The 10,965-nt window shown below is 55.3% G+C and carries 12 protein-coding genes; 1 reads left to right on the top strand and 11 read right to left on the bottom strand.

Going from position 1 to position 10,965, the window contains the following annotated elements; translation table 11 throughout:
* Window positions 1–57: 57 nt before the first annotated feature.
* Entirely contained in the window at window positions 58–1,983 is a 1,926-nt protein-coding gene (locus BM035_RS08460; RefSeq protein ID WP_008177264.1) for a methyl-accepting chemotaxis protein, read from the bottom strand.
* A 273-nt stretch (window positions 1,984–2,256) separates the two neighbouring features.
* Here BM035_RS08460 and BM035_RS08455 point away from each other — a divergent pair, with 273 nt between their 5' ends.
* Window positions 2,257–2,871, top strand: a complete 615-nt coding sequence (locus BM035_RS08455; protein WP_092031121.1) for a hypothetical protein — start codon at window positions 2,257–2,259, stop codon at window positions 2,869–2,871.
* Here BM035_RS08455 and BM035_RS08450 read toward each other — a convergent pair.
* From BM035_RS08450 to BM035_RS08410, 10 genes are all read right to left on the bottom strand, one after another.
* The gene (locus BM035_RS08450) at window positions 2,868–3,119 is read right to left on the bottom strand and encodes a hypothetical protein (protein ID WP_092031119.1); all 252 of its coding nucleotides are present in this window, start codon (window positions 3,117–3,119) and stop codon (window positions 2,868–2,870) included. The genes BM035_RS08455 and BM035_RS08450 overlap by 4 nt on opposite strands.
* 403 nt (window positions 3,120–3,522) lie before the next feature.
* Window positions 3,523–3,762 (bottom strand): sulfurtransferase TusA family protein, encoded by a 240-nt coding sequence (locus tag BM035_RS08445; protein ID WP_053113861.1) that lies wholly within the window; start codon window positions 3,760–3,762, stop codon window positions 3,523–3,525.
* Complete coding sequence (locus tag BM035_RS23130) at window positions 3,755–3,880, bottom strand: hypothetical protein (protein ID WP_264752631.1); 126 nt, start codon at window positions 3,878–3,880, stop codon at window positions 3,755–3,757. The genes BM035_RS08445 and BM035_RS23130 overlap by 8 nt, the downstream gene beginning before the upstream one ends.
* The gene (locus BM035_RS08440) at window positions 3,877–5,049 is read right to left on the bottom strand and encodes a formate dehydrogenase subunit gamma (protein ID WP_008177275.1); all 1,173 of its coding nucleotides are present in this window, start codon (window positions 5,047–5,049) and stop codon (window positions 3,877–3,879) included. Before BM035_RS08440 ends, BM035_RS23130 begins: the two co-directional genes overlap by 4 nt.
* Before the next feature lie 87 nt (window positions 5,050–5,136).
* Window positions 5,137–5,745, bottom strand: coding sequence for a formate dehydrogenase FDH3 subunit beta (fdh3B, locus tag BM035_RS08435; protein ID WP_008177277.1), 609 nt, complete (start codon window positions 5,743–5,745; stop codon window positions 5,137–5,139).
* Between the two features lie 15 nt (window positions 5,746–5,760).
* Entirely contained in the window at window positions 5,761–8,646 is a 2,886-nt protein-coding gene (locus BM035_RS08430; RefSeq protein WP_092031118.1) for a formate dehydrogenase subunit alpha, read from the bottom strand.
* A 90-nt stretch (window positions 8,647–8,736) separates the two neighbouring features.
* On the bottom strand, window positions 8,737–8,928 hold the full coding sequence (locus tag BM035_RS08425) for a twin-arginine translocation signal domain-containing protein (protein ID WP_008177284.1): 192 nt from the start codon (window positions 8,926–8,928) through the stop codon (window positions 8,737–8,739).
* 41 nt (window positions 8,929–8,969) lie between these two features.
* Window positions 8,970–9,581: a TorD/DmsD family molecular chaperone gene (locus tag BM035_RS08420; RefSeq protein WP_092031116.1), complete on the bottom strand. Its 612-nt coding sequence runs from the start codon at window positions 9,579–9,581 to the stop codon at window positions 8,970–8,972.
* Between the two features lie 109 nt (window positions 9,582–9,690).
* Window positions 9,691–10,317 (bottom strand): DUF3306 domain-containing protein, encoded by a 627-nt coding sequence (locus BM035_RS08415; protein WP_092031115.1) that lies wholly within the window; start codon window positions 10,315–10,317, stop codon window positions 9,691–9,693.
* A complete protein-coding gene (locus tag BM035_RS08410) occupies window positions 10,317–10,895 on the bottom strand; it encodes a DUF3305 domain-containing protein (protein ID WP_092031113.1) in 579 nt (192 codons plus the stop codon). Before BM035_RS08410 ends, BM035_RS08415 begins: the two co-directional genes overlap by 1 nt.
* Window positions 10,896–10,965 lie beyond the last annotated feature (70 nt).

Below are 10,965 nucleotides of genomic sequence, written 5' to 3'. Positions count from 1 at the left end.
ATATATCCGATCTATTCGTTCGTTATTTAAGAATGATTGCCGGGTATGGAAACTGGGTCAGGTCCTGTAAGAGTCCAATTGAGACTTCAGTTTTTCCGCTAGTTGCTTCAACGTTTCTGCCGCCTCATTGGTTGATGCGGCGTTCTCCTGGCTGCTACCAGCCATTTGCCGAATGTGCTCAAGGCGCTGGTTGATGTCCTCAGAAACCTGGCTCTGCTGCTCGGCGGCGCTTGCCATTTCAATGTTGGTGTCCCGAATGGTTCGAACGCCCTCGCGCAGTGCCTCGATCGCGTTGCCGGTTTCGCGGATCATGTCGTTGGTTTCAGTTGCTAGCTGACTGCCCACCTCAATAACGTCGGTAACACCGGCAACGCCTTCCTGCAGGTGATTGATCTGGTCCTGGATCTCTTTGATGGACTCCTGGGTCCGACGGGCCAGGTTTCTGACTTCGTCTGACACCACCGCAAAACCTCTGCCGTGTTCTCCGGCTCGCGCTGCCTCAATCGCTGCATTAAGCGCCAGGAGATTAGTCTGTTCCGAAATGTTTTCTATGACGGAAAGAATATTGCCGATGTTATCCGATGCAGCTCTCAGCGAAGCACTGGTTTGCACTGAGCTCTGGTTGTTGTCGAGCTGGCTCTGTATTTTCGCCGTGGTTTTGGCAATGAGCGATTGGCCACTTTCGGCCAGACCATCCGCCTCTTTGGCAATGTTTTCAGCCCTGGAGGCGCTTTCGGCAACAGTTTGAGCGGTTGCTGTCATCTCATTCATGGCGGTTGCAACCTGCTCGGTCTCCTCGGTTTGTTGCGAGACGACGGTGGCGGAGTCTGATGCTATGCCCCTTAGACTCGACGAGGCCTCAAGCAGGCTTTCCGAGGATCTTTTGGTTTCTGAAATTGTAGTTTGTAACCGGTCTAGCAAGCGATCGAAGCCTTGGGCCATGACGTCCAATTCGCTCTTGCCGGTTGCATTGAACCTCACCGTCAGGTCGCCTTCGCCGCTGGCAATGTCGTTGATGGCATCGATCATTTTTTGGAGAGGTCGAGCCACAACCAGTTGTGCCAGGGCACTCAGGCAGCCGATCAGCACCAGTCCGCCGATCAGAATTGCCATGACCGTCTTGATGGTCTGATTGCGAACCATGGCTGCCACTTCGTCTTCCGAGTAGCCGGTGATAATCTGGTACCCCCAGGCATCGAACGCAGTACGTGCAAGGTTCCAGTCTTCCGGCTCAGATTCCAGCAGGTTTTGCAGTGGATCGGACTCAATGGAGCTGGAGTGCATGCGCAGTCGATTCTTGTCGTCCACCAGGGCGAGAAATCCTCTTTCCAGCAGGCTGGATGAGGTGATGGCCGCTTCAAGTTCTTCAAGGTCCGCTGAATAGCCCACATACCAGATGCCGATAATCTGGTTTGAGGCGTTACGGATAGGGCTGTAAGCGGTGAGGTAGGGATTGCCGAGAATATCGACCTGTCCGAAGTAGGCTTCGCCCCGGCTAATGGCCTGCCCGGCCGCGCCCGCCATATTCAGTTTGGTGCCGATGGCACGGGATCCATCGTCTTTCTTTACGTTTGTGGAAACCCTGACAAAGTCCTGTCCATCCCTGACGAATAGAGTGGCTGTGCCGTCCATGATCCCGGTTATGCCATCCACCAGGTCAAAGTTGTTGTTGATCATGGTGTCGCCGAGAAACAGTGCCGGAACGGGTTTGCCTGCGACCGGTTCGGTTCCCTGGATCCTGGCGGCTCCGAGTTGCTGGCCGCGTTCAATGAGCAGATTCAGCGAATTCTTCACCCGTTTTGACATGAGCTCGTCGGTGATGGAGAGCATTCCGGTGATCTCCTCGACAAGATCACTCTGCCTTTCAGCGACATCTGCCGTGATCGTTTTCTGCGTGTTTAAAGCGATCACAACGCTTGCGAGTATTGCGATGACCAGCAGAACAGCGGCAATCGAGACGATGAACAGTTTTCTGATAGACATGCTGATTCCCCAGAATCTATAAGCTTTACGGACTATTGGAGCACGCAAATTACTGCGATCTTTTTTTATATCGGCCGGGATCGATGCTTCCTTAATCATTATTGCGTCATTCGTGAATCATTCCAGAGATTACGACGCATATGTGCTGCCAAAAGAGCGGAAATGTCGCTCGGCAGGCACAGGCCTGGCTGCGGATTTGTAAAACCTTCTTGCAATCACCATATTTCTGCGTCCACGAAATGATCCACCGATGGGGCTCGAGCCTATCGTTCAATGGCCATTGCTGGACGACCCGTGCAAGAAGTGAAAACCGGAAAAGACCGAGGCAAAGAATTGGATTGTGAAAAAAAAGGCGCCTTCCTGGCTAGAAGGAAAAAGCATTCGACCCTGACCGCTGGGGTTTATTACCCGAAACCCGAAGCCATTGCGGCCGACTACTGGGGTGTCTTTGTTGATAATACGCCCTACATACTATTGGTGCCTGACGAAGATCGCAGTGCTCGCGAAAAGGCCGAGCGGCTGGCTGAATCAGCTAACTTCCGAACGTTGCTTGAAGCAACCCTGACAGCCTGTGAGCGGATTGAGGCGAAACCTGTTGATGGCCGCGCTGTGGATTGGGCCGAAAAGCTCACCGTGATCAGCGCCAGTCGCTCCGGAGACGTTGAGACGGGAACAAGAGAAATCGGCGAGATCAGGGCAATCCTGATGCCCGGTTGTCATCAGGCCGTGGCAGACACCCTGTGCATCGACGATACGCTGGCGACTGTGATCGATTCGAAATTTCCGCGAGTTTCGGATTTTGACGATCTTCCAGAAATTTCGGATCGAGACGTGAAATTGTCGCTGGGTAACCTGGAAGCCCGCAAGCATCCACGAGGTGGTCACTAGGGGCAGGTGCTCGCAGGGATTTCCGGAGTTTCCTGGAGGGGAATTGCGCAATCTTCCGGCAATGCGTCGGTCAGCTGCATCAGCAGATCTGTTGTGTGGCTCATCTGCTCGCTGAGTTGACTGTAATCAGTGCTCTGCTGATTCTCTGACTGCTTAGCGGCAAGCTGGTACTGCTTTTCGAGGATCAGGTCCTGCAGGAATCTTATTTGCCGGGCAGTCAGAATTACCGGTCGACTGTTGTCGCTCATTGTTTGGCCTTTTAGTCTGTATTAAATAGAAATGAGGGTAGGCTTACGGTGGTTTGCTTGCTATGGATCTGACGTTCCCGTGTTACATCAATGATCACGCTATTCCAGCATATGTCTCCGTTTTCACGCTGTTTGGGAGTGCCGGTACCACTCAGTCATTTCACAACACCGGATGCTGACTTGATCCGCCACTCGTGCCTCCAGAAGGTCATGGTTTCCGCAGCACCAGGAATCGACCGGGCCAGTCCCTCGACATTTTCAGGCATCATCATTTCCCACAGTGGGTCTGAACTCATCGGAATTCCAATTATTAGGAGTCCTAATTTAAGATAGGGGGTTGGCGCCTGATTTTCCAAGAGGGCGTGGTGAAGTGTAGGAAAAGATTGACGATTTCGATGCCGTTTTATGCCAGGGAAATGCGGTAACGAGTGACGCCAGCTTCTTCTTCTCTGGTCCATTCAATCCGGTGGCCGGTGATATCACAGAGGGCCTGAAGGTCCTTTCGGCCGGTGGGGTCATCCGCCAGGAAATCGACCAGTGTTCCGCCGGGCAGGTCTTTGGTCCGTTTTTTGAAGCGCAGGATGGGGAGAGGACATACCAGACCGACGGCGTCGATCTGGTATACCTCGGACTGATCAGTCAAGGCGAACGCTCTCTGCGCTGGTTTGTTCCGCCGACGACCAGCCAAATTGGTTCAGCACCATTGGTGCAGCCGTGGCAATGAGCAGGGCCGCGATAAAAGCCGAAATCATTACCTTCACGACGAACCTCCTTTGCCTTGTTTGGCTTCAACCTCAGCGACCCACAGATCGTGGTGTTGACGAGCCCATTCGAGATCAACCTGGCCGTTACCCATAGCGTCGAAGGCACCTTCCATGCCGACCGAGCCGATGTAGATGTGGGCAATGATGGCCAGCATCATCACGAACGCCACGATAGAGTGCCAGATGTTGGCATACTGCATCTCTTCGTGCGGCGTCAGCACTGTCGGCAAATCCGTTCCCAAAACAGTGTTCACGACGCCAAACGTCTTGGCAAACATTGGAATTTCAAACGGAAACAACAATGACAGGCCCGACAACGAGACTGAAAAACCCAGCAACATCACGGTCCAGAAAACAATTTTCTGACCGGCGTTGAACTTCCTCGCTGACGGATGGGCGTTGGTGAAGATGCCGCCGCCCACTTTGAGCCACTGCCAATCGAGCTTGTTGGGGATGTTGTGCGCCACCCACATGAAGAAGGTCATCACCAGCCCCAACATAAAGGCCCACGCAATGTTGTTGTGAAGCCATTTGGAGCCGGCAGCCAGAGTGGCAAAGGCCTCGGGCCCCATAACCGGAATGAGGAAACTGCGACCCATCAAGGTGATTAACCCCGTTATAGCTAATGCGACAAACGAGCCCGCCAACAGCCAGTGACCAAATCGTTCGATGGCTTTGAATCGTTCAACCGTGGTGCCCGCAGGGCCGCCTGTGATTTTGATTCTTCCGCGCACAAAATAGAACACTGCCAGTAGCGCAATGATAGCCAGGATTGCACTGCCACCGTAAGTGATGACCGGCCCCTCTCGTAACTTGTACCAGGGTATGCCTCCGTCCTGGATCAGGACGTCAGCGGCAGGCCCCCGGGCCTGGGTACTGGGGTCAATCTTGTTGTATCGAATGGCACGATAGATGTCGGAATCCGAGCGCCCTCCCAGGGTGCCGAGTCGACCACTGATCGGTGCCGCATTGGCAGGATTACCCAGGTTTTCCGAGCGAAAAGACTCGTCAATTTCCAACTGTTTTTGACGAGCCAGGATGTCTTCCAGGGTTTGAGCACCCCCGGTAGACGTGCGATCAACCGCGGGGGCCTCTTGCGCCCAGACAGGATTAAACACCAGTGTCGCCAGTGCAAGGACGACAGCACCTAACAACTTACGCTTCATGCGAGCACCCCAAAAGAATCAAGAAGAAGAGTTCGTTGCCGCCATGAGTTTTGCGGGGCCCGGGGGGCCCCGAAACTCATGGCGGGCTTAAGGGACCTTCTTCCCATAGGCCGTGCCCCATCCCCAGGCGCCGGAACCGAAACCACGGCTCACCACACGCTGGCGATAGATGTCTGCCACCTCGCTGCCATCACCGGCCAGCAGCGCTTTGGTCGAGCACATTTCGGCACAGATTGGCAGCTTGCCCTCGGCAATGCGGTTGCGGCCGTACTTGGTGAACTCAGCTGTTGAATTGTCTTCTTCAGGGCCGCCTGCACAGAACGTGCATTTGTCCATCTTGCCCCGGCTGCCAAAGTTGCCCGCCTGGGGGAACTGAGGCGCACCGAAGGGGCAGGCATAAAAACAATACCCACAACCAATACACAGATCCTTGGAGTGCAACACGATACCGTCTTCGGTCTGGTAGAAGACATCCACAGGGCAAACGGCCATACAAGGCGCGTCTGAACAGTGCATGCAAGCTACCGAGATCGAGCGTTCGCCAGGCTTACCATCTCCGATGGTCACCACGCGCCGGCGGTTGATACCCCAGGGGACTTCATTCTCATTCTTACAGGCCGTTACGCAAGCATTACATTCGATGCAGCGTTCGGCATCGACCAGGAATTTTGCGCGTGCTTTTCCCTCAAGTGCCATGATTTACACCTCTTGTTATGCCGGCATAATCGAACACAGGGTGGCTTTGGTCTCTTGCATCTGCGTGACCGAGTCATACCCGTATGTTTGAACCGTGTTGGTGGATTCGCCCAGAACGATGGGGTCTGCGCCCTTGGGATACTTGTCCCTCAGGTCCTTGCCTTGATAGTGCCCGCCAAAGTGGAATGGCATGAAGGCCACCCCCTCTCCGACACGTTCGGTCACCATGGCCTTGACCTTGATCCGCGCGCCTTCGGGGCCGGAAACCCAGACATCATTGCCGTCACGGATGTTCAGGTTGTTGGCATCGCGTGGGTTAACCTCGATGAACATTTCCTGTTGCAATTCAGCCAGCCAGGGGTTTGAGCGAGTCTCATCACCACCACCCTCATATTCGACCAGACGGCCGGAGGTAAGGATGATCGGGAACTCCTTGCTGAAGTCGTTCTTCTGAATGGACTCGTACAGGGTAGGCACCCGCCAGAAAGTCTTGTCTTCGTATGTCGGGTAATCCTTAACCAAATCACGACGGTTGGTATATAGCGGTTCGCGATGCAGCGGTATCGGATCCGGGAAGTTCCAGACCACGGTGCGGGCCTTGGCATTACCGAAAGGTGCGCACTCGTGCTTGATTGCCACACGTTGAATGCCGCCAGACAGGTCTGTCTTCCAGTTGGTTTCCGGGCCGGCCACGGCTTCAATACTGGCCCGCTCCTCAGCCGTCAGATCGCCATCCCAGCCCAGATCCATTAGCATCTGCATGGTGAATTCCGGGTAGCCGTCCTTGATCTCGGAGTTCTTCGAGTAGACGCCATCTGCCAACAGGCTTTCGCCATCACGCTCGACTCCGAAGCGGGCCCGGAACGTCAGGCCGCCTTCGGAAACCGGCAACGACATGTCGTACAGGTTGGCAGTGCCCGGATGGTTCATCTCCGGTGTGCCCCATGAAGGCCACGGTAAGCCGTAGAAATCACCATCACAAGGTCCACCGACTGCACGCAGCGTAGTCTTGTCGAAGTGGTGCTGATATTTCATGTGCTTCTTGAGGCGCTCAGGGGACTGGCCGGTGTAGCCGATGGTCCACATGCCACGGTTGAACTCGCGGGTGATGTCCTCAATCGACGGTTCGTCTCCATCAATGGCAATGTTGCGGAACATGCGATCGGTGAAGCCGAACTTGTCCGCAAACAGCTTCATGATTTCATGATCGACCTTGGAGTCGAACAGCGGCTCTACTACTTTTTCTCGCCACTGCAGAGAACGGTTCGACGCGGTTACCGAGCCGTAGGTTTCGAACTGGGTGGTCGTGGGCAGCAGGTAGGCACCCTCTTTGCGATCGTGGAGTACGGCAGAAACGGTCGGGAAGGGATCCACTACAACCAACAGGTCGAGCTTTTCCATCGCTTCCTTCATTTCCGTCATACGGGTCTGGGAGTTGGGCGCGTGGCCCCACAGCACCATGGCCCGGGTGTTGTCTGGCTGCTCCAGGTTCTCTTTGGCTTCCAGGACACCGTCAATCCATCGGGATACCGGAATGCCTTTCTCGTTCATCATGGCTTTGGATTTGCCGTTCTTGTCCCACACGGCAAAGCGGCCTTTCAGGTAGTCCAGATCCTCTTCCCAGACTCTTGACCAGTGGGCCCAGGCGCCAGCGGACAGACCATAATAGCCGGGCAGAGTGTCGGCGAGCACGCCCAAGTCGGTAGCACCCTGAACGTTGTCGTGCCCCCGGAAGATGTTGGTGCCACCGCCAGCAACGCCCATGTTGCCCAGTGCCAGTTGGAGAATGCAGTAGGCCCGGGTGTTGTTGTTACCATTGGTGTGCTGGGTACCACCCATGCACCAAATAACGGTACCCGGGCGGTTGTTGACCAGAGTGCGGGCCACACGCTCGAGTTGAGCGCCCGGAGCGCCGGTTACACGCTCGACTTCTTCCGGATTCCAGCGTTTTACTTCCTCACGAATCTCATCCATGCCCCACACCCGGGTGCGGATGAACTCTTTGTCTTCCCAACCGTTTTCGAAAATGTGCCAAAGTATGCCCCAGACCAGCGCAACGTCGGAGCCCGGACGAAAACGGACGAACTCATCGGCGTGCGCGGCAGTGCGTGTGAAACGCGGATCGCAGACGATGAGAGGTGCGTTATTCTCTTCCTTCGCCTTAAGCACATGTAACAGCGAGACCGGGTGCGCTTCGGCAGGGTTACCCCCGATGATGAAGATGGCTTTGGAGTTGTGGATGTCGTTGTAGGAATTGGTCATTGCGCCGTAGCCCCAGGTATTGGCTACGCCGGCGACGGTGGTGGAGTGGCAGATACGAGCCTGGTGGTCCACGTTGTTGGTGCCCCAGTAGGCCGCAAACTTACGGAACAGGTAGGCCTGCTCGTTGTTGAACTTTGCGCTGCCCAGCCAGTAGACCGAATCGGGACCGCTTTGCTCACGAATTTCGAGCATCTTGTCGCCGATTTCGTTGATGGCGGTATCCCAGGAAATCTTCTGCCACTGGCCGTTGACCATTTTCATGGGCGACTTGAGACGACGCTCGCCGTGGGCATGCTCCCGTACGGAAGCGCCTTTGGCGCAGTGAGCACCCAGATTGAAGGGGCTGTCCCAGCCTGGTTCCTGCCCGATCCATGTTCCATTCTGCACTTCAGCCTCGACCGTGCAGCCTACCGAACAGTGCGTACAAACGGATTTTTTGACGACGACTTCGCCACCCCCGGTCGTTGGGGCCGCAGCTTCAACCCGTCCCGATGACAGCGACAGTGCGGCCAGACCACCCACTGCCACGCCAGACGTTGTCAGGAACTGACGACGGTCCAGAGTCTTGGCAGCGAGAGAAGAAAGCAAAGAGCCTGCACGGGAGCTTTTCGCTACCCCGTTGGTCTTCTTCCTTAACATGTCGTTTACCTCTCTCTTTATTATTCTCGTTTTTTCGGAAAGCTGAATCTCTCAAGGGCCTTTCGCAACCTCGATCAACTCAAATCCCCGTTAAAAGCGAGCCGATTCGAAATACTTACGTGTGTGTTCGGTATCACGTAAACCGCGGCTTTTCGGCGCGTCTTGTCTGACGACCTCCGCTGCGGCGTTCGGTGCAACCGTCATTGCCACCGCAGCCGGTGCTGCAGCAGCGGCCATTTGCAGGAAACGGCGACGGCTGTTTTCACGCTTCGGGTTGTCCATTGGACACCTCCCCCTGGGTTTATGGGACCTTGAGATCCCGGTTACTGAATTGCAAAGGCGTCGGCTTCTACCGCCATGAAGGCTCGACCGAGCGAACCCACTGGTGCGTAAAAAATGGCGCTTTGCGCTTCTTCCAAGTCGGTAAAAAACAAGGCTGCCCACTTTGCCAGGTGGGCATCAAAAAATGCTTTTTGCGACGGCAGTCCGCTGTCGCATGGAAACCCGCCGGTGATAATGCCCGCCATGATTTCACACAGAGTGCCGATATGGTCCTCTGGTTCTTTCACGTCACTGCGGGCTTTGATGCCCCTGGTCCGAAGGTCGGTTCGGAGTTCTGCCAGGGGTTTCTCGTTCAGGAAGCCGGTAAGGTAATAACTGGCGTAGGGGAGTAGTTCACCACGCCCGAGGCCAACAAACAGGTTGTTGAATTCCCGCTCGGCATCGTAGGGGTTGGTACGTTCGGCGAGAGCAGCCAAATTTTTGCAGGCTGAACCCAAAGGTGTCTCGTCGCCCTGCAAAGACGCCAATCCCTGCAACAGTTCACTGGAGGGTGGGTCCACTAGCAGGACGCCCAGCAGTTGATAGATCTGGGCCCTGGCACGATCCTCTTCGGAGACGGAACGCGGGCACTGGATTTCCGCAGTGTTGCTCAACTCATGTTCCTTCTAATTATTATTTGCGGTCTGTCACACTATTCTAGTACAGATTTCTGAATAGTGGCCTAACCCGCCATCGATTCGCTAATAGCTGAAATGCATTCTGCTAATAGTCAAAACGCATCCGGGGGCGGAATCTTGGTTCCGGCTGTTCTTCCGGTTGGCTGGTTTCTTGTTGGGCCAGCTGTTGTTCGGGAGGTTCCGTCGGCGTTGCCATGTCCTCAGGCTCAAGGGTGTCATCGGGCTCCGGCTCCTGGGTAATTGTCGAATCAGACTCATCCGTCGACAATCGCACCTGCTCTATAGACTGGTCTTCCACGACGTCAGCGGCTTTCCTGGCTTTGTCGACGAGCCCCTCTCCAACCTTGTATAAAGTTTTCACTGTCTGTCCGGCCGTCGAGGCCAGTGTGTAGTCCTCATCGTAATCATTGAGGCCGTCCAGAACGGCCAGTACCGGGTTGGATTTCCAGAGTCCCCTCAGGGCCTTGCGGCGGAGGAACTCCGGAATTTCCTTGCGCATGAAACCGGTGATGTCCGTACCCAGCTCAATGTTTTCCGGGTCAGGCAGGCCATACTTCTCTAGCAGCTCGTGTTCCGGCAATGCTTCATTGATTGCCAGTTCCTGCTCCTCCGGGGCTGGCTCAGCCTCGATAACCGGAGGAGGGGATGGTTCCGGGCGCTTGGCGGCTTCGGCCTTCTTGCGAGCCCAGCGCTGAAGACGTGATTCGGCCATCACTGAATTCTCGGCTTTTTGATGTTCGAGGGAGCACGAAAAACGTCACTTTCCTGACGTATGCGCGGGTCGCCCTTGGCGTCCTCAACGCCATCCACGCGGACTTCGTCGCGACGACGTTTTTTGAACGGCTCCTCGATATAGTGCATATCGATAAACTCTTTTATCCAGGCTGCAAGGGATTCAGGAATAGGAACCGCCTCGACAATGCTTTCGCCACTGTCGAGGGCATCCAGAGCCTCATGGGCGCTGGCTGTGACGGTGCTGACAACCCACCCGGACGGCGACTGGCTCGTTACATCTTTGTCCAGGATGATCCAGACCGAAGGGGCAGCCATGTTCAGGGAGACCAGATAGCCTTCAACATCGGCCCGGAACAGCTCCATCGTAACCGTGCCCGCGTGGTAATCGACCACGTCGCCCTCGCGAACCATTTCTTTCCAGAACGCCTCAGGCGCCCCCGGTATGACGGCAACAGGCTTCCAGATAACCTTTGCCCAACGAGTGACCCCCGGAGACCGGCGAACGACGGCGCCGACCTTCAATTCGCGTTGCCATTGATCTGTACGACTACTCATGGTGCTTCTCATTTTTTGTAATAGCGTAAAAATAGCAGGGCACAAACGATTATCCAATTGTCCAAAAGAT

This window comes from Marinobacter sp. DSM 26671, assembly GCF_900112835.1.
Taxonomy (GTDB): Bacteria; Pseudomonadota; Gammaproteobacteria; order Pseudomonadales; family Oleiphilaceae; genus Marinobacter; species Marinobacter flavimaris.
The sequence above is the reverse complement of the archived record's forward strand: the minus strand, read 5'-3'. Positions and strand labels throughout refer to the sequence as shown.

What these genes read in the sequence shown, in the direction of transcription:
- BM035_RS08460 (WP_008177264.1), bottom strand. Translation starts at nt 1,983, where the DNA reads ATGTCTATCAGAAAACTGTTCATCGTCTCGATTGCCGCTGTTCTGCTG.
- BM035_RS08455 (WP_092031121.1), top strand. Translation starts at nt 2,257, where the DNA reads ATGGCCATTGCTGGACGACCCGTGCAAGAAGTGAAAACCGGAAAAGAC.
- BM035_RS08450 (WP_092031119.1), bottom strand. Translation starts at nt 3,119, where the DNA reads ATGAGCGACAACAGTCGACCGGTAATTCTGACTGCCCGGCAAATAAGA.
- BM035_RS08440 (WP_008177275.1), bottom strand. Translation starts at nt 5,049, where the DNA reads ATGAAGCGTAAGTTGTTAGGTGCTGTCGTCCTTGCACTGGCGACACTG.
- fdh3B (WP_008177277.1), bottom strand. Translation starts at nt 5,745, where the DNA reads ATGGCACTTGAGGGAAAAGCACGCGCAAAATTCCTGGTCGATGCCGAA.
- BM035_RS08430 (WP_092031118.1), bottom strand. Translation starts at nt 8,646, where the DNA reads ATGTTAAGGAAGAAGACCAACGGGGTAGCGAAAAGCTCCCGTGCAGGC.
- BM035_RS08425 (WP_008177284.1), bottom strand. Translation starts at nt 8,928, where the DNA reads ATGGACAACCCGAAGCGTGAAAACAGCCGTCGCCGTTTCCTGCAAATG.
- BM035_RS08415 (WP_092031115.1), bottom strand. Translation starts at nt 10,317, where the DNA reads ATGGCCGAATCACGTCTTCAGCGCTGGGCTCGCAAGAAGGCCGAAGCC.
- BM035_RS08410 (WP_092031113.1), bottom strand. Translation starts at nt 10,895, where the DNA reads ATGAGTAGTCGTACAGATCAATGGCAACGCGAATTGAAGGTCGGCGCC.